Below are 18,155 nucleotides of genomic sequence, written 5' to 3'. Positions count from 1 at the left end.
TGATTATGTAAACAAAAATACCATTCTTGTTTTATTCAGAATGGTATTTACGTTTTAAATATGATAAATAGTTTTCTATTTTGAATCTATTCTGAAAATTCGAAAGTCTCCATAAATTTCGTGGTAAAATTACCCGCTCTGAAGTTAGGGTCTTTCATGAGTTTCAAATGAAAAGGAATGGTAGTTTTTATACCTTCAATTACAAATTCACTCAAGGCACGCTCCATTGTGCTGATCGCTTCTTCCCGTGTTTGGGCCACACAGATTAATTTTGCAATCATGGAGTCGTAGTTGGAAGGGATTTGATAACCTGCATAAACATGCGTATCAACCCTTACACCATGGCCACCGGGTGAGTGAAAATTAGTGATCTTTCCAGGACAAGGTCTGAAGTTATTGAACGGATCTTCAGCATTGATCCTGCATTCGATCGCATGCATATCAGGCATATAGTTTTTTCCGGAGATCGGTACACCGGATGCTACTTTAATCTGTTCTTTGATCAGGTCGTAGTTAATTACTTCTTCCGTTACCGGGTGTTCCACCTGAATACGCGTATTCATCTCCATGAAATAGAAGTTGCGGTGTTTGTCGACCAAAAATTCAATGGTTCCTGCACCTTCATATTGTACAGCGATTGCACCTTTGATGGCAGCTTCACCCATTCTCTCCCGCAATTCAGGGGTCATAAAAGGAGAGGGGGCTTCTTCTACCAGTTTTTGGTGGCGGCGCTGGATAGAACAGTCACGCTCAGAAAGATGACAAGCTTTACCATATTGATCACCGATAACCTGTATTTCAATGTGACGCGGATCTTCAATATATTTCTCCAGGTACAAACCGTCATTTCCAAATGCTGCACCCGATTCTTGTCTTGCACTGTCCCATGCGTTCTCGAAATCTTCATCTTTCCATACCACACGCATACCTCTGCCACCACCACCGGCAGTAGCTTTTAAGATCACAGGATAGCCAATTTCATTAGCGAGTTTGATCCCCTCTTTCACACTTTCCAACAATCCTTCTGAACCAGGAATCGTAGGGACACCTGCTTTCTTCATGGTCTCTTTGGCCGAAGCCTTATCGCCCATAGAATTAATTTGCTCCGGTGTTGCGCCAATGAATTTAATCCCGTAATCGCGGCATACAGAAGAGAATTTTGCGTTTTCCGACAAAAAACCATAACCAGGATGTATGGCATCAGCATTGGTTAGTTCAGCTGCAGATATGATGTTTGGAATGCTCAGGTAAGAATCTTTACTTGGTGGCGGACCAATACATACAGCTTCATCTGCAAAACGCACATGCAAACTTTCTCTGTCGGCAGTTGAATACACTGCTACAGTTTTGATGCCCATTTCCTTACAGGTACGGATGATACGCAGCGCGATCTCGCCCCTGTTGGCAATTAATATTTTTTTAAACATATATTCGATATGGTGTTATTTGCTTAAAGCAAATATTAAATTGGTTCTACTAAAAACAAAGGTTGATCATATTCTACCGGAGAAGCATTTTCAACAAGTACTTTTACAATCCGGCCTGATACTTCACTTTCGATCTCATTGAACAATTTCATCGCTTCAATGATACAGATTACTTTTCCGGTGCTGATCTCATCACCGACATTTGCGAATGACGGCTTTTCAGGACTGGCTGAACGATAGAAAGTACCGATCATTGGAGATTTTATAGTGATGTATTTGGAATTATCTTCAGTAGCAGCCGCAGGTTTTGCTTCAGTAGGAGCTATAGGCTGTGGAGCAGCTGCTGCAGGGATTGCAGAAGTAACCAATGGTGCCGGAATAGTAGCCTGAACTACGGTTGGTGTTTGGGCAGTTTTAATCGTTATCTTGAAGTCTTTTTGCTCGATAGCGACTTCATTTACGCCAGAACGAGAAACAAATTTAATAAGTTCCTGAATTTGTTTGATATCCATTTTTTGGTGTTATTTTAAGAAAACAATATGTTTTTAGAATCAACTAAGTTATGATTAATTATTTTAATAAGCTCAATAAGCCCATTTTAAGTACACTGAGCCCCAGGTAAATCCTCCTCCAAATGCCGCCAGGATGATGTTGTCGCCTTTTTTTAGTTGACTTTCCCATTCCCATAAGCACAATGGAATAGTCCCATTGGTAGTATTGCCATAACGTTGTATATTGATCATTACTTTTTCAGAACCGACTCCCATTCTCGAGGCTGTGGCATCGATAATGCGTTTATTGGCCTGATGAGGTACTAACCATTTCACATCATCGGATGTCAGGTTGTTACGCTCCATGATCTCGGCTGCTACATCGGCCATATTGGTTACAGCAAATTTGAAAACGGCCTGTCCTTCCTGGTAAACTACGTGTTCGTTGGCATCTACAGTCTCGTGTGTTGCGGGTCTGGCTGATCCGCCAGCCTTTTGATGCAGAAACTGACGGCCTGCGCCATCACTTCTCAGGATAGAGTCCATTACGCCCAGGCCTTCCTCGTTTGGTTCGAGAAGTACCGCTCCGCAGCCATCACCAAAGATGATGCAGGTCGTACGGTCCTGGTAGTTGATGATTGACGACATTTTATCGCCACCCACCACCAATACTTTTTTATGTTTACCGGACTCGATGAATTGAGCACCTGTAGAAAGGCCATAAATGAAACCTGAACAAGCGGCCTGCAGGTCATAACCCCAGGCATTTTTTGCTCCGATCTTATCTGCAAGGATATTGGCGGATGCCGGAAAAGGAAGGTCGGGAGTAGTGGTGCAAAAGATAATCAGTTCAATCTCCTCAGCAGTGATCCCCCGTTTTTGCAGAAGGCCATTGACTGCATGAACAGCCATGTCTGATGTACCTAGTCCTTCACCTTTTAATATTCTGCGCTCTTTGATGCCAGTTCTGGAAGTGATCCATTCATCAGTTGTGTCTACAATTGATTCCAGCTCTTTGTTCGTAAGTACGTACTCAGGGACGTAGCCATTAACAGCCGTAATCGCAGCGTGAATTTTACTCATCTTATCTATTAATTATTAAATGCAGCTTGTATTTTAGCTACCAAGCCAGTAGTTACCATATCCCTCGACTGTAGAATCATGTTCTTCACGGCAGTCGGACTGGATATGCCGTGACCAATAACGACGGGTGCATTGACACCCAGAACCGGGCTTCCACCATAGTTCTCGTAATTGAACCGGTCAAAGAACTCATCTTTCAGGCCTCTTTTGAGTGTCAGTACATAAAATGATTCTGCTAACTTGAGCATCACATTTCCAGTAAAACCATCTGTAACGATCACGTCTGCTTTATCGTTAAACAGATCCCGACCTTCCACATTGCCCACAAAGTTAAACAACTGGGTATCCTTCATCAGGGGAAATGTAGCCATGCTGAGCATATTACCTTTTTCATCTTCTTCCCCAATATTCATCAGGGCCACTTTAGGGTTGTTGATCTGCATTACATATTCTGCATAGAGACTACCCAACACGCCAAACTGAAGGAGCACATCCGGTTTACAGTCCGCATTTGCACCAACGTCCAGCATCAGGCCGAGGCCTCCGCTGAGTTTAGGAAGGAAAGTCGTAATGCAAGGTCTGATGATTCCGGGGATCGTTTTTACACTGAAAACAGCACCAACGAGCATAGCGCCTGAATTTCCGGCGCTGGCAAAAGAATCTAATTTACCTTCTTTGAGTAAATTGAATCCTACAGAAATACTTGAGTTTGGCTTTTGAAGAATTGCCTTGGTGGGATGTTCGCCCATGCCGATCACCTCCTCTGTATGAACGTATTCAAAGAGGTCCGGATCAAATCCGTTTTCTGACAGCAGGGTTTTAATCTGATGAGTATCACCGATCAGCACGATCTGCTCATCGGGAGATAATAAAGGATGGGCAGCTATTGCTCCTAAAACATTTGCTTTAGGAGCATAGTCTCCGCCCATTATATCGAGACCTATTTTCATAGTAAAAATCAGTTTGTGTAGAAGGCAAAATTGCCCTTGTTTCCAGTCGCTAAAGTTAAACTTTCAAAGACTTAAAACACAAACTATTTTTCAGAAAATTAACCTATTGAAGTGCTTTCAATTACCAATTTGCCGTTGTAGTACAAGTTACCATCAACGTTATATGCGCGGTGTGGAGTGTGGATTGCACCTGTTGTTTGACAAGTAGCTAAAGAAGGAGCTTCTGCTTTATAGTGAGTTCTTCTTTTATCTCTTCTACTTTTAGAAACCTTGCGTTTTGGATGTGCCATTGCTGATTTTTATTTAATTATTTTATTTTAATTTTTTCAATGCGGCCCAACGTGGGTCCTCATCATCTTGTTGTTCTTCTTTTGTTCCAACAGCTAGACTTTCCAGTCTTACTATCATTTCCTGGTCGCACTTTGTTTCTCCATCACCATTTTCCTCACATATTTTAATGTAGGGGACGGCTACAGTGATGAATTCGTAAATCAGGCCTGAAATTTCAATTTCACTTTCCTTTTTACTCAGGGAGATGATTTCCAGGTCATCACTCTCCAGTTCATCTTCGGCAAACTTTACGATCTGCCTTTCATTTATTTCTACAGGCGAATTAAATTCAGCTAAACATTTGTCGCAGTCCAATACAATAGTTCCTGTAATATGGAACTGAAGGATCAGCATGGTCTCCTGTTTATCCAGTTCAACCCTGGCTTCTAAACTTCCTTTTTTAACTAAAGAGTATTCAAAAGCATCAAAAAAGCTGTTATCAATGTCAAAATCAAACTGATGTTTGCCAATTTTTAAGCCTGTAAAGGGGATTGAAAATTGTTTTAATGTATTCAATTGTAACAAAATTTTAGCCCGCAAATGTAGGAATTAATTTTATTCATTGCAAACTCTTTTTAATCCTAATTTGCATCATCCTTCAAATCAAATGCAGTTTCTACGATTTTACCTCCCGTACGCAATTGATTTTTCAATAGGCTTTCCTGTTCCCTCCTGTTTTTTACAATATGTATGGCCGCAAAAATGGCTTCCATAAATGAGGATGGGTCAGCAAGGTCTTTACCTGCAATATCATAGCCCGTTCCATGGTCAGGTGAAGTGCGCACGATATTGAGCCCCGCACTAAAGTTGACACCGGAGCCGAAAGCGATAGTTTTAAAAGGGATCAGCCCCTGGTCATGGTACATAGCCAGTATGCCATCGAATTGTTTATAACTGCCTTTGCCAAAAAAACCATCTGCCGGGAAAGGGCCAAAGGTGATGATGCCTTTGTCGAAAGCCTCCTGTATGGCAGGAATGATGATTTCCTGCTCTTCTTTCCCCAGTAAACCATTGTCGCCCGCATGTGGGTTCAGTCCCAGTACAGCAATTTTTGGCTTTTCTATCCAGAAGTCCTTTTTCAGGCTTTCGTTCATCAACTGGAGCTTTCTTACAATTTTTTCTTTAGTGATGCTTTTGGGTACTTCTGCTACAGGGATATGTCCCGTTACCACACCTACACGGAGCGTATCGTTCATCAGGAACATGAGTACATCTTTACTTTTGCTCCTTTCCTGAAGGTACTCTGTATGCCCGGGGAAACTGAAAGTCTCCGATTGGATATTGTGTTTGTTGATCGGTGCAGTTACCATGGCATCTATCTCGCCGTTGATCAGATCTTCAGTTGCCTTCTCCAGGGAAAGCAATGCATACTTTCCGCCAGTTTCATTGGCTACGCCCAGTTCAATTTTTACATCTTCTTCCCAGCAATTGATCAGGTTGGCTTTTTTAGGGTTTGCTGCCTCGGCATTGTTGATTACATTGAATGTAATGTCATTAATGCCCAGTGCTTTGCGGTGATAAGAAGCAACCTTGGTATGGCCATATACGATTGGCGTACAATAATCCATGATCTTAGCCTCTGATAAGGTTTTTAGAATCACTTCCAGCCCAATGCCGTTTACATCACCTATACTAATGCCAATTTTGATTTTATCGCTCATCTTCAAATAAAAATTTAGCGCAAATTACAGATTTTCGACCTAATGTTAGTCCGATACTAGTAAAACTTTAATAATTTAGCAGCTTTTAAATCAGGGGTTATGAGTTTGGTAAAGGCAAAAAAACATTTAGGGCAGCATTTTTTAACCGATAAAAACATTGCAGCGAAGATCGTCAACGGCCTGGTACATACCGATCAGTACCACCAGGTGCTGGAAGTAGGGCCGGGCATGGGTATCCTTTCCGACATCCTGTTGGAATGCACCGATCTGGAAACGCACCTCATAGATATCGACGTTGAGTCTTACCACTTTCTGCAGCAAAAATATCCACAGCTAGGCAGCAGGCTCATCAACGGAGATTTTCTTGCCCTGGATCTTTCAGCCATTTTCTCAGGTAAATATGCCATTATTGGCAATTTCCCTTACAATATTTCTTCTCAGATCCTCTTCAAGATTTTGGAAAACCGAAGTCAGGTAGTAGAGATGGTCGGAATGTTCCAGAAGGAAGTAGCGGAGCGCTGTGCTTCTAAGGCTGGAACCAAAGAGTACGGAATTTTGAGTGTACTGATCCAGGCTTACTACGATATTGAATACTTATTTACCGTAAAGCCCGGCACTTTTAATCCCCCACCAAAAGTCAATTCAGGTGTGATCAGGCTCAGTCGAAACCAAACTGATACTTTGCCATGCGACGAAAAACTATTCTGGCGTACCGTGAAGGCTGGTTTCAACCAGCGTCGGAAAACCCTCCGGAATGCCCTTTCTGGTGTAGTTCCAAAAGATAAAATGGATGACCATATCTTCTTCGACAAAAGGGCTGAACAGCTTACTGTCGCCGATTTCATCGTACTTACACAACATTTAACACAACTTTCCCAGTAATATGAACAGAGGAAGAATCCTGATCGTGGATGATCTGCATCCGGCATTTAAGCAAGCTGCTATTGAAATGGGCTACGAAGTAGATGACCAGCCATTGATCAGCCGAGAGGAAACATTGGAAGTTATAAGTAATTATCAAGGCATCGCAGTGCGTACCAAATTTTTGATTGACCGGGAACTTCTTGATCTGGGCATCAACCTGAAGTTTGTCGCCAGGGCAGGAGCCGGACTTGATAACATTGATGAAGCTTATGCCTCACAGAAAGGGATCCAATTGCTCAATGCTCCTGAAGGCAATCGCGATGCCGTAGCTGAGCACGCTTTAGGGATGTTGCTCTCACTCATGAACAATTTCCGCAGAGCGGATATGGAGATCAGAAACGGAATTTGGGACAGGGAAGGCAATAGAGGCTACGAACTGAAAGGCAAGAGTGTGGGAATCATTGGCTACGGACACATGGGGCAGAGCTTTGCCAGAAGACTTTCCGGTTTTGGGGTACATGTAATGGCCTATGACAAATATAAAACGGGATTTTCAGATGAATTCGCCAGAGAAGTAAGCATGGAGGAAATCGTCAAATTCAGTGACGTCTTGAGTTTGCACATTCCTTTAACCAGCGAAACCCGGCAAATGGTTAATGAAGAATACTTTTTTCATTTCCGAAAGCCGATCTTTTTCATCAATACTGCGAGGGGCGAAGTGGTCGATACCAAAGCTGTAATGGATGCGATTCGACAAGGCAAAATATTGGGCGCGGGATTAGATGTACTGCAAACAGAAAAATTTCCGGCCCTTGGACAGCAGGACTGGTATGCGGAATTGGCGCAATCTGACAAAGTATTACTCACACCACATATTGGAGGCTGGACCTTCGATTCTTACCGTAAAATCTCCGAAGTACTTGCAGAAAAACTGCAATTACTTTAGTTATTTCCAGCTATTGTCCTTGGGATTGGCGTCCATAAAGATGCCAGTATCTAAAACGATCGACTGTACAGAGTCACCTAGCTTTAGGTTTATACTGGCTTGTTGCCCACTGTTTTTCCATACTATTGGTGTCTGATGGATTAAGGCCGTTTCGCCGTCCTTATAGGTCACTTCTAGATCAAAAGGTACAGCAAAACCCCCTGTATTTTTCAGCAAGAGTGTATAGTCATTTCCCTTTATCGTTACCTTTTCTATAGCCAGGTCTATATAGTTATTGCTGAAAAACCAATTGTTCCAAAACCAGTTCAGGTCCTGGCCACTGCCTTCATTCATGGCAAAGAAAAAATCCCATGGAATCGGGTGCTTTCCATTCCAGCGTTCCATATATGTTTTCAATGCTTTAGCAAATAAGTCGTCACCCAGCATGTCTTTAAGCGCTAGATAAGCTAAGGAAGGCTTGCCATAGGCGTTGTTGCCGTAGCCAGGCCCGGAGACCTGTGTTGACATCGAAATGATGGGCTGATCTTGTTCTGTAGAGGGGTCATAGATCCACTTCTTTACCCTGAAATTTTTGTAGTTTTCTGCTGCTCTGTCTTTCCCTAGCTGATAGATTCCGATGAGGTATTCCAGTGTAGTGGCCCAACCTTCATCCATAAAGGCATAACGGGTTTCATTGGTGCCCATGTAGAAAGGAAAATAAGTATGTGCGATCTCATGGTTCAGTACAAACTGGGAAAATTCCAGATCAGGTGTACTGGAATCGTTCACCATCATTGGATATTCCATGTCGGCATATCCCTGGAAGGCAGTCATTTTAGAGAAAGGGTATGGGACACCCGGCCAATTGTTCGAAAACCAGGCTAAGGCTTCCTGTCCCCACTTCACCGCATGGGAAAAATCTTTTGCACTGGCATCATAAGCAGCATGCACGCTGCTCCGGCGACCTGTTTTAGTATCTACTTCCACACTGGCAGCATCCCATACATAAGTACTGCTTAGGGAAAAAGTCACATCACAGATGTGAAGCGCTTCAAACTTCCAGTTATTCCATGCATTCTGTGCCGTCACCAGTCCTTTTTTCATCTCGTTGGCATCGGCAATGTGCAGCACCTGATCCGAAATCAAAGAAGCTTTATAGCGTTTTGCGGCCATGGGACTCAGTACTTCGTCAGGGTTCAATAAGTCACCCGTAGCCCATACCACATAGTTTTTAGGTGCTTTCACCCTTAATTTATAATCGTTGAAATCATTGTAGAACTCAGTTCTGTCGGTATGTGCTACCCGGTCCCAACCGTTATAATCGTCGTATACCGAAATTCTGGGATAAGCATAGGCTGCAAAGAAGGTGGTATTATTGATCTGGCCTTCTCGGCCACTTTGCTTGGAAAGTGGATAGCTCCAGGTCATTTCAAATGTATTAATACTGCCGGGTAGCAAGGGCTTAGGGAGCTTTACTTCTGTTACCGTTTCCCAGCCTTCACTGTCGACTTTAATCGCCATGCCGTCTACTTTCAATACAGTCAATTTTAGTCCGCTGCTCAGGAAATCCTTGCTCACAGTACCTGAACGTGGTGCTTCCGGTTTATGAATGTTATTTACAAAGCGAATCACTACAGATTTTAGTGTATCTCTGCTATTGTTGGAATAGCGAATGGTTTCTGTTCCGCTGATCAGTTTACTATTGGCATCTACCTGGAGGCTGATGTCATATTTTCCTTCATTTTGCCAGTAGTTCTTTCCAGGTTTGCCATCCCTGGACCGTGTTCCTTTTTCATAAGCATTTTTGATATTTCTGGGCATATATAGCTCCTGGGCCTGCGTTGTCGCCGCAAAAAGGAGTATGAAAAAAGAAATTTTCAAGGATTTCAGGTGCATAGTCATTCGCATAGTCATGCAAAGCTAATCTAAACTCAGTTTTTCTCAGTACTTCATCATTTTAGTTACAATAATTTGGTTTTGTGGTATTACCCGATTATCTTCGTTTCCAATGAAGCAAGACTATGTAGGCTAATAACCGATGTAGTCTTGTTTGTTTTTTAGACTAACTAATAAAAATATTAAGCGATGACAGAGGTAACATATTATACCCAGGAAGGTTTAGATAAACTGAAAGAAGAATTGCAGTATTTAAAGACTACCGGAAGGCAGCAAATATCCAAAGCAATAGCTGAGGCAAGAGATAAAGGTGATCTTTCTGAGAATGCGGAATATGATGCTGCAAAGGAAGCGCAAGGCCTGCATGAAGCCAAGATTTCCAAGATGGAAAATACACTTTCAACGGCCCGGTTAATTGATGAGTCCAAATTGGATCTGACTAAAGTGCTGGCACTTTCTATTGTAAAGATCAAGAACGTAAAGAATGGTGCTACGATGTCCTACCAATTGGTAGCAGAGTCTGAGGCCGACCTGAAAACAGGAAAAATCTCTGTTAAATCCCCGATTGCGCAAGGTTTACTCGGCAAATCTGTAGGCGATACAACGGAAATCCAGGTGCCTGCCGGAAAAATCGAATTTGAAATATTAGAGATCAGCAGATAACGCTTATGGCAAGCATCTTTTCAAAAATCGTCAACGGTGAAATTCCTGCACATATCGTGGCAGAGACTACAGAGTTCCTGGCTTTCCTGGATGTCAATCCATTAGTGCCGGGCCATGTACTGGTTATCCCCAAGAAGGAAATCGATTATATCTTCGATATGGACGAGGAAAACTATTTTGGACTGACTTTGTTTGCAAAGATTGTGGCAACAGGTCTTAAAGAAGCATTCCCCTGTAAGAAAGTCGGAGTGGCGGTCATTGGTCTCGAAGTGCCGCATGTGCACATCCACCTGATTCCGATGAATAATGTGAGCGATATGAACTTCAGCAGAGCGAAGTTAACACCCAGCCAGGAAGAACTGGAAGCGGCGGCATTGAAAATCAAGGCAGCCCTGACTTTAGATTAAACTTGGTTCTCAGCGGAAAAAAAGCAGTGCCTCCTTAGGTACTGCTTTTTTTGTTTTTTACATGGTCTGCCAATTCATAGCCGGTGTTTTCATCTTCAGGTTGCTTGTTTTTCAGGAACAGGAGGATGACGAGGGAAACGATTGGCAGTATAAAAGAAATGAAAAACCAGAACCAAAAGTTTCTTCCCATACTTTTGGCCAATATGCCCGCTACGATCTGTGGAATGAGCATTACGCAGGCTAAGACGATCTCGGGCATTTTCTTACAAGAGTTTTGGATTGTTTTTATGTCTTTCCGCATCGCGGATGTTTTTCTTCACTAAGTTCTTTTCCAGCGCCTCGGTCAGGTCTATCCCGGTCTGGTTGGCCAGACAGATCAACACGAACAGCACATCGGCCATTTCATCACCCAGGTCTACCGCTTCATCACTTTTCTTAAACGACTGTTCTCCATATTTTCTCGACATGATCCTGGCTACTTCTCCTACTTCTTCCATGAGGATGGCAGTGTTGGTCAGTTCATTAAAATAGCGGATCCCTGTGGTATTGATCCATTGGTCTACGGTTTCCTGTGCTTCTTTGATGGTCATAAGGTGTGGGGGGGTAAGGGCTTAAAATACCTCATATTTGGGGAATACGTTCGCTAAATATAGTGATATTTGGGGAATATGAATTTTACTCCTTGTTCCTGGTATCCATTAAAATCGTTACCGGGCCATCATTCAGCAAACTAATTTTCATATCTGCTCCAAAAATCCCAGCTTGTACAGGCTTTTGCAGCAAAGCCGAAAGCTTCCGCATCATTTCCTCATAAAGAGGGATGGCTTTATCTGGTCTGGCTGCCCGGGTAAATCCAGGCCTGTTGCCCTTTTTTGTTGCTGCAAACAAGGTAAACTGGCTGATCAGCAGGATATCCCCGTCAATGTCAGCCAGGGCTTTGTTCATCAGGCCATTTTCATCACCGAAAATCCGCATGTTCACTATTTTTCCAGCCAGCCATTCCAGGTCTTCCTGCGTATCATCATCTTCTATACCAAGTAAAACCAGCAATCCGGGGCCAATGGATCCGGTGATTTGTTGATCTACTACACACTTTGCTTCTGATACTCGTTGGATAACTACTCTCATTAATTAAGCCCTGGTTTCATTGCCATGATAGATGCTCAGATAGCTCTCATACCTGCTGATCTCTATTTCCCCGTGCTCTACGGCCTGCAGTACTGCGCAGCCGGGCTCATTCACATGCCTGCAATTGTTGAACCTGCATTCATTTATCAGGGCGCGCATTTCCCGAAAATAATGGCTCAGTTCTTCCGGACGGATGTCGAAAATACCCAGTTCACGAATGCCGGGAGTGTCGATCAGGTAACCGCCAAAGGGCAGGGTGTGCATTTCAGCAAAGGTGGTGGTGTGCTGTCCTTTGTCACTGGCTTCAGATATTTCCCCTGTTTTGATGTCATGACCAGGAAGCAGTGCATTGATCAGACTGGACTTTCCTACGCCAGAGTGCCCTGAAAACAAGGTCGTTTTATCCTTGAGCAGGCTTTCGATCAAGGAAAGGTTGGTGCCCTCTAAAGCCGATACCGAGTAGCAGGGATAGCCAATGTTTTCGTAAATGCTTTTATATTCATCTAAAATAGCCAAACCTTCTTCATGGAAGAGGTCGAGTTTATTGAAGATCAATACTGCAGGGATGTCATAGGCCTCGGCAGTGGCCAGAAAGCGGTCAATGAAACCCAGTGAAGTACGTGGGGAGGCTAAGGTGACCACCAGGAAAGCCTGGTCCATATTGGCTGCAATGATCTGCGCCTGTTTGGAAAGGTTGATGGATTTCCGGATGATGTAGTTTTTCCGGTCATGCAGTTTGTGGATGACGCCTTTGTCGGAGTTGGGCTCCAGTTCAAATTCTATTTGATCTCCTACAGCAATGGGATTGGTCGTCTGAATACCCTGAATCCTGAACTTCCCTTTGATCCTGCAATCATAATCCAGTCCATCTACTGCATGTACCTGGTACCAGCTCCCCGTCGATTTTATAACTAATCCTTGCATATACTGCCGTAAAGGTAAGAATTACCTTTTCAATTAAATATTTTTATAATCTCTTGCTAATAAGAAAAATATAACTTTACTTTACAGCACAGCAATGTAACAAAAACAATGAACAACATTTTATCAATTACAACCATTACCACAACCACCACCGGGATATCTCGGAGGAAGGTAAGCTAATGGGTTAATTGAAAGAACATAAAAACCACAAAAAAGCGCCTTCCTCTAACCAGGAAGGCGCTTTTTTTTTAACCGAATACTATGAATATTTTAAAATTTGGAGGTACATCCGTCGGTTCAGCCGAAAGCATCAGCGCATTGATCGATATCGTTAAACAAGAAAAGTCCCATGGAAATCCCGTGGTGGTTTTATCGGCAATGGGGGGCGTCACCAATATTCTCCTGCAAATGGCGGAGGATGCCAGAGGCCTTAAAGACTATGCTGAAGCACTCCAATCAGTAGAAGAGAAACATTTTCAAGTGATTCGTGCTTTACTTCCGGCTGGCGCACAAAACCCGGTGCTTACCAAATTAAAGATTTATTTTAATGAACTTGAAGATATCCTGCAATCGGTATATAACCTGCGTGAACTGAGCAATCAAACCAAAGACCTTATCCTGAGTTATGGTGAGCGTTGCTCTACTGCTATGGTCAGCCACATCGCTAAACAGCAGTTTCCGGAAGTATTATTTGTGGACGGGTCACTATTGGTGAAGACAGATAGCAATTTCGGACAGGCAAAAGTGAATACCAACTTAACGGAAATGCTGATCCGCGATTTCCAGTCGGCGCATGTAGATCAACTACTTTTCGTAACTGGATTTATCGCCAGTAATGATGAAGGTCGTGTCACTACACTTGGCAGGGGAGGCAGCGACTATACCGCCGCTATCTGGGGATCCGCACTTCAGGCTGAGGAAATACAGATCTGGACCGACGTAGACGGTATGCTAACCGCCGATCCGAGGATGGTCAAAAAAGCATTCTCTCTACCTGAACTCAGTTATACTGAGGCCATGGAGCTTTCTTATTTTGGTGCCAAGGTAATCTATCCGCCAACCATGATCCCGGCTTTTCTGAAAAGAATCCCTATCGTCATCAAGAACACCTTTAACGTCGACTTTGCTGGTACCTACATCAGGCATGGCATCAGTCCATCCAGTTTGCCCATCAAAGGAATTTCTTCTATCGACGAGATCAGTGTGCTCAACCTTTCCGGAAGCGGTATGGTCGGTAAGGCGGGTTTCGCAGGACGGTTGTTTTCATTGCTTTCCAGAGAGCAGGTAAACGTGGTGCTGATCACCCAGTCTTCCTCCGAACACAGCATCACTTTTGCAGTTAAGCCTTCAGATTCCCTGAAAGCCCTGTCATTGATCAACAAGGAATTTGAACTCGAGCTGCAGGCCAAAAAGCTGGAATACCCGGAAGTGGAAAACGGCCTCTCTGTACTGGCCATCGTGGGCGAAAATATGAAACGTACGCCAGGTATGTCCGGTAAGTTGTTCAGTGCCCTGGGCAGAAATGGCGTCAATGTACGCGCCATTGCACAGGGTTCTTCAGAGTATAATATTTCGGTGATCATCTCTAAAACTGACCTTTCTAAAGCCGTAAACGCGGTGCACGATGCTTTTTATGCCGATCTCAAAAAGACGTTGCACGTGTTCTGCCTGGGTACGGGTAATATCGGAAAAACCTTGTTTCATCAATTACAGGAACAAATGCCATTTCTGGCCAATCAGAATGATCTGCAGGTAAAGGTAATGGGCATCAGCAACACCCGTAAAATGCACCTTAATCCAAATGGCATAGACCTCAATACCTGGGAAATAGAACTGGAAAATGAACAGACCAGGGCTAGCCTTCCCGATTTTATCAAGAAAATGAAATCCATGAACCTGCCAAACTGTGTGTTTGTGGACAATACTGCGAGTCACAATCCGGTAGAATACTATCTGGATATTCTGCAGTCCAGCATCTCGGTCGTGACCTGCAACAAGATTGGCAATTCGGCAGAATACGAACAATACGCCGCTTTCAAGCAGGCTGCCCGGACCTATGGCGTCGACTTTTTCTATGAAACAAATGTAGGTGCAGGTCTTCCGATCATCCGCACACTGCGTGACCTGATGCTGAGTGGCGATAAGGTAGGCCGTATCGAAGCCATTCTCTCAGGAACCATTTCATACATCTTTAACAATTATAAAGAGGGAGTGCTGTTTCATGAGATTGTGAAGGAAGCACAGGATAAGGGATATACCGAGCCGGATCCACGCGATGACCTCAATGGCAAGGACTTCATGCGCAAGATGCTCATTCTGGCGAGGGATGCGGGATATCCATTGGAAGAGAAAGACATCGAATTGGAGAATATGTTGCCGGCTTCTTGTATGGCCGCGACCAGTGTAGAAGATTTTTACAAAGAACTGGAAAACAATGCTGCTTATTTTGAAGGATTGAAAGAACAAGCTTCTTCAACAGGTAAGGTCTTGCGTTACATCGGCAAACTGGAAGACGGCAAGGTATCCATCAACCTACAGATGGTAGGGGAGGATCATCCCTTCTTCACCCTTTCGGGTAGCGACAACATCATTTCCTTCAGTACCAACCGGTATAAAGAACGCCCATTAGTAGTCAAAGGTCCGGGTGCAGGAGCCGAAGTCACTGCTGCGGGTGTATTCGCAGATATTATAAACGTAGGTAAAAGATAATCATGAACGACTCTATTAAAGTTTTTGCTCCCGCTACCGTAGCCAATGTAGTCTGCGGCTATGATGTACTGGGTTTTGCCGTCAACCAACCGGGTGACGAAGTGATCATGCGCCTTACAGGCGGCAAAGGGATCAGCATCTCTAAAATTACGGGCGATGATGGCAAGCTGCCATTGGATCCTGATAAAAATACGGTAAGTGCCAGTGTGCAGCATTACCTGAACCACATCGGCAAACCAGATACAGGTATAGACATTGAACTGCATAAGAAAATGCCTATCGGAAGCGGTTTGGGTTCCAGTTCTGCCAGTACAGTAGCGGGACTCTTCGCAGTGAATACTTTGTTCGATAACTTGCTGACTAATCGTGAGCTTGTGCCCTTCGCCATGAAAGGAGAGGAGTTGGCCTGTGGTTATGGGCATGCAGACAATGTGGCTCCTGCACTAATGGGAGGCTTTGTGCTCATTAGAAGCTACGAACCGCTGGACATCATTAGTTTGCCTTTTCCTGAAGACATGCATGCTGCGGTAGTATATCCGGAGGTAGATGTGCCCACCAAGGATGCCAGGCAGATGATCCGCTCTAAGGTGCTCCTGAAGGATGCAGTGACCCAATGGGGTAATGTGGCAGGTTTGGTAAGCGGATTGTTTCTCAAGGATTACGACCTAATCGGAAGGAGCATGACTGACATCCTGGTGGAGCCCACACGGTCGATCCTCATTCCGGATTTCGCTGTCATGAAATCTATAGCCCTCGAAAGCGGAGCAATCGGTTTCGGTATTTCCGGTTCGGGACCATCAGTTTTTGCCCTTACCAGGGACGCCGATATCGCCAGGACGATTACAGCGAAATTACAGCAACACCTGAAAAACTTAAACATTAACAGCCTGTCCTTTGTGTCGGAAGTAAATAAAAAAGGACCGATCATATTAGACTAAAACAACATGAAATTATACAGCACCAATAACCATGAACTCCGGACAGATTTCCAAACTGCGGTATTCAACAGCATGCCACTGGACAAAGGACTATACATGCCCGATTATATCCCGGAACTGGATCAGGAGTTTATTGATCAAATTGATAAGTTCAGCTTTTCGCAGATTGCCTATAAAGTAGCGTCTGTCCTGATGAAAGATGCCATTCCATTGGAAGATCTGCAGGCGATTATTGATGACGCGATCAACTTCGAAGCACCTCTGGTCGAACTCAGTGAAGATACCTATGTACTCGAACTGTTCCATGGCCCCTCTCTTGCTTTTAAGGATTTTGGGGCGAGGTTCATGAGCAGAGTGATGGGATATTTTTTAAAAGAAAGTGAAAAAATGCTGGATGTGCTGGTGGCCACTTCCGGAGATACCGGCGGCGCGGTGGCGCTGGGTTTCCTGAATGTACCCAATACCAGGGTGACCATTCTCTACCCAAAAGGAAAAGTAAGCGAAATCCAGGAACTGCAGCTCTGCACCAATGGAGGCAATATCCATGCGATTGAGGTGGATGGTACCTTCGACGATTGTCAGGCACTCGTTAAACAAGCTTTTGCAGATGAGGAACTGAACCAGCGCTTGCGCCTCACATCGGCCAACTCCATCAACATTGCCAGGCTGATTCCACAAACTTTTTACTACTTCAATGCCTATGCGCAGTTGAAAAGACGGGGAAAAACAGATGTCGTTTTTGCGGTACCAAGTGGCAATTTTGGAAATATCGGAGCGGGTCTGTTGGCTTATAAAATGGGCTTGCCGGTGAAGCAATTCATCGCAGCGACCAATGCTAATGACACTGTACCGCGCTTTTTTTCAACCGGGATTTATGAGGCCAGGCCATCCGTGCAGACCTATGCCAACGCAATGGATGTAGGTGCTCCGAGCAATTGGGTAAGGATTATGAATTTGTTTAGCAGCAATGAGGCCGAACTAAAAACGGTGGTCAGCGCAGCTGCTTATACAGATGATCAGACTCTTAAGGCGATGAAAGATATCTATCAACAGTATGATTATATAGCTTGCCCGCATACGGCCATTGCCTGGCTGGCACTTAGGGAGTATCAATCTGCAAATCCAGGTGACTATGCAGGTATATTTCTGTCAACTGCCCATGCCTGCAAATTTCCGGATGTGTTTCCTGAAGAGATGAAAGGCAAAATTGAAATCCCGGACCAGGTTGCCGCCTTAAGTAAAAAAGAAAAGCTGGCTACCCGGATGGATGCCAGCTTCGAATCATTTAAAAAATACCTTACTTCTTATTAAATCTCATGATAGCGATATCACCCATCATAAAATTGAGGGTGGTATCGTTACTGATGCTGTAAGAACCAACTTTTTTGAGCATTTCCAGGAAGGTAGTTTCGCCCTCACCGGGACAGGCCATTTTGGTCATAGCCAGGGGGGCATTGAAGTTGATGGTGCTATCATCAGCTACCAGTGCTCCGGAAAACGAATTACAGCTGGTGTTTCCGCTGATTCTTTTTTCTGCTACCTCAAATTTGATAGTAGGTTTCTTTCCCGGATATAAGCCATTGAATGCGATTCTTGGTCCCGAAATGTAGTCCAGTTCCCAGGTTCCACTCAATTGCGATAAACCGCCGTTTCCTATCGTTCCTGGTTTCATCGTTGTACATGCACTCAGCAGGCAAACTACAGAAAATGCCAGGATCATCAGTCTTTTCATAATCTAATCGTTTTGATGAGATAGGTA

Annotated in this window: 20 protein-coding genes; 7 read left to right on the top strand and 13 right to left on the bottom strand. The window is 44.0% G+C overall.

Going from position 1 to position 18,155, the window contains the following annotated elements; genetic code table 11:
* Positions 1-86 precede the first annotated feature (86 nt).
* The 7 genes from accC to pdxA all read right to left on the bottom strand — a co-directional run bounded on the left by accC (position 87) and on the right by pdxA (position 5,942).
* Positions 87-1,427, bottom strand: a complete 1,341-nt coding sequence (accC, locus tag WAE59_RS18715) for an acetyl-CoA carboxylase biotin carboxylase subunit (protein ID WP_337857503.1) — start codon at positions 1,425-1,427, stop codon at positions 87-89.
* A 35-nt stretch (positions 1,428-1,462) separates the two neighbouring features.
* Positions 1,463-1,939 carry an acetyl-CoA carboxylase biotin carboxyl carrier protein gene (gene accB, locus WAE59_RS18710; protein ID WP_337857502.1) on the bottom strand — a complete coding sequence of 159 codons (477 nt, stop codon included), beginning with the start codon at positions 1,937-1,939 and terminating at the stop codon, positions 1,463-1,465.
* 72 nt (positions 1,940-2,011) lie between these two features.
* Positions 2,012-3,001 (bottom strand): beta-ketoacyl-ACP synthase III, encoded by a 990-nt coding sequence (locus WAE59_RS18705; RefSeq protein ID WP_337857501.1) that lies wholly within the window; start codon positions 2,999-3,001, stop codon positions 2,012-2,014.
* A gap of 8 nt (positions 3,002-3,009) precedes the next feature.
* Entirely contained in the window at positions 3,010-3,951 is a 942-nt protein-coding gene (gene plsX / locus WAE59_RS18700; protein WP_337857500.1) for a phosphate acyltransferase PlsX, read from the bottom strand.
* A 98-nt stretch (positions 3,952-4,049) separates the two neighbouring features.
* Entirely contained in the window at positions 4,050-4,241 is a 192-nt protein-coding gene (gene rpmF, locus WAE59_RS18695) for a 50S ribosomal protein L32 (RefSeq protein ID WP_337857499.1), read from the bottom strand.
* Positions 4,242-4,263: 22 nt separating this feature from the next.
* On the bottom strand, positions 4,264-4,797 hold the full coding sequence (locus WAE59_RS18690) for a YceD family protein (protein WP_337857498.1): 534 nt from the start codon (positions 4,795-4,797) through the stop codon (positions 4,264-4,266).
* A gap of 65 nt (positions 4,798-4,862) precedes the next feature.
* Positions 4,863-5,942, bottom strand: coding sequence for a 4-hydroxythreonine-4-phosphate dehydrogenase PdxA (gene pdxA, locus WAE59_RS18685; RefSeq protein WP_337857497.1), 1,080 nt, complete (start codon positions 5,940-5,942; stop codon positions 4,863-4,865).
* A 99-nt stretch (positions 5,943-6,041) separates the two neighbouring features.
* Here pdxA and rsmA point away from each other — a divergent pair, with 99 nt between their 5' ends.
* The gene (gene rsmA, locus WAE59_RS18680; RefSeq protein WP_337857496.1) at positions 6,042-6,824 is read left to right on the top strand and encodes a 16S rRNA (adenine(1518)-N(6)/adenine(1519)-N(6))-dimethyltransferase RsmA; all 783 of its coding nucleotides are present in this window, start codon (positions 6,042-6,044) and stop codon (positions 6,822-6,824) included.
* 1 nt (position 6,825) lies between these two features.
* Positions 6,826-7,752: a 2-hydroxyacid dehydrogenase gene (locus tag WAE59_RS18675; RefSeq protein ID WP_337857495.1), complete on the top strand. Its 927-nt coding sequence runs from the start codon at positions 6,826-6,828 to the stop codon at positions 7,750-7,752.
* On the opposite strand, the gene WAE59_RS18670 is transcribed toward WAE59_RS18675, so the two are convergent.
* On the bottom strand, positions 7,753-9,627 hold the full coding sequence (locus tag WAE59_RS18670) for a M1 family metallopeptidase (RefSeq protein WP_337857494.1): 1,875 nt from the start codon (positions 9,625-9,627) through the stop codon (positions 7,753-7,755).
* A gap of 189 nt (positions 9,628-9,816) precedes the next feature.
* On the opposite strand from WAE59_RS18670, the gene greA reads away from it, so the two are divergent.
* The gene (gene greA, locus WAE59_RS18665) at positions 9,817-10,290 is read left to right on the top strand and encodes a transcription elongation factor GreA (protein WP_337857493.1); all 474 of its coding nucleotides are present in this window, start codon (positions 9,817-9,819) and stop codon (positions 10,288-10,290) included.
* A 5-nt stretch (positions 10,291-10,295) separates the two neighbouring features.
* Positions 10,296-10,697, top strand: coding sequence for an HIT family protein (locus WAE59_RS18660; protein ID WP_337857492.1), 402 nt, complete (start codon positions 10,296-10,298; stop codon positions 10,695-10,697).
* Positions 10,698-10,731: 34 nt separating this feature from the next.
* Here WAE59_RS18660 and WAE59_RS18655 read toward each other — a convergent pair whose 3' ends face one another.
* The 4 genes from WAE59_RS18655 to rsgA form a co-directional block, all read right to left on the bottom strand.
* Positions 10,732-10,956 (bottom strand): hypothetical protein, encoded by a 225-nt coding sequence (locus WAE59_RS18655; protein WP_337857491.1) that lies wholly within the window; start codon positions 10,954-10,956, stop codon positions 10,732-10,734.
* Positions 10,957-10,960: 4 nt separating this feature from the next.
* The gene (locus tag WAE59_RS18650) at positions 10,961-11,287 is read right to left on the bottom strand and encodes a nucleotide pyrophosphohydrolase (RefSeq protein ID WP_337857490.1); all 327 of its coding nucleotides are present in this window, start codon (positions 11,285-11,287) and stop codon (positions 10,961-10,963) included.
* 85 nt (positions 11,288-11,372) lie between these two features.
* Positions 11,373-11,825: a D-aminoacyl-tRNA deacylase gene (gene dtd / locus WAE59_RS18645; protein WP_337857489.1), complete on the bottom strand. Its 453-nt coding sequence runs from the start codon at positions 11,823-11,825 to the stop codon at positions 11,373-11,375.
* A 3-nt stretch (positions 11,826-11,828) separates the two neighbouring features.
* A complete protein-coding gene (gene rsgA / locus WAE59_RS18640) occupies positions 11,829-12,749 on the bottom strand; it encodes a ribosome small subunit-dependent GTPase A (RefSeq protein WP_337857488.1) in 921 nt (306 codons plus the stop codon).
* 261 nt (positions 12,750-13,010) lie between these two features.
* On the opposite strand from rsgA, the gene thrA reads away from it, so the two are divergent.
* The 3 genes from thrA to thrC are packed head-to-tail and all read left to right on the top strand — an operon-like array spanning position 13,011 to position 17,707.
* The gene (thrA, locus tag WAE59_RS18635) at positions 13,011-15,458 is read left to right on the top strand and encodes a bifunctional aspartate kinase/homoserine dehydrogenase I (RefSeq protein WP_337857487.1); all 2,448 of its coding nucleotides are present in this window, start codon (positions 13,011-13,013) and stop codon (positions 15,456-15,458) included.
* A gap of 2 nt (positions 15,459-15,460) precedes the next feature.
* A complete protein-coding gene (locus WAE59_RS18630) occupies positions 15,461-16,396 on the top strand; it encodes a homoserine kinase (protein ID WP_337857486.1) in 936 nt (311 codons plus the stop codon).
* A 6-nt stretch (positions 16,397-16,402) separates the two neighbouring features.
* Positions 16,403-17,707, top strand: a complete 1,305-nt coding sequence (thrC, locus tag WAE59_RS18625) for a threonine synthase (protein ID WP_337857485.1) — start codon at positions 16,403-16,405, stop codon at positions 17,705-17,707.
* Here the strand turns inward: thrC and WAE59_RS18620 are convergent.
* Complete coding sequence (locus tag WAE59_RS18620; protein WP_337857484.1) at positions 17,694-18,128, bottom strand: META domain-containing protein; 435 nt, start codon at positions 18,126-18,128, stop codon at positions 17,694-17,696. The genes thrC and WAE59_RS18620 overlap by 14 nt on opposite strands.
* Between the last annotated feature and the right edge of the window lie 27 nt (positions 18,129-18,155).

This window comes from Pedobacter sp. GR22-6 (assembly GCF_037402555.1).
Classification (GTDB): Bacteria; Bacteroidota; Bacteroidia; order Sphingobacteriales; family Sphingobacteriaceae; genus Pedobacter.
This window is presented reverse-complemented; position numbering and strand designations above follow the sequence as displayed.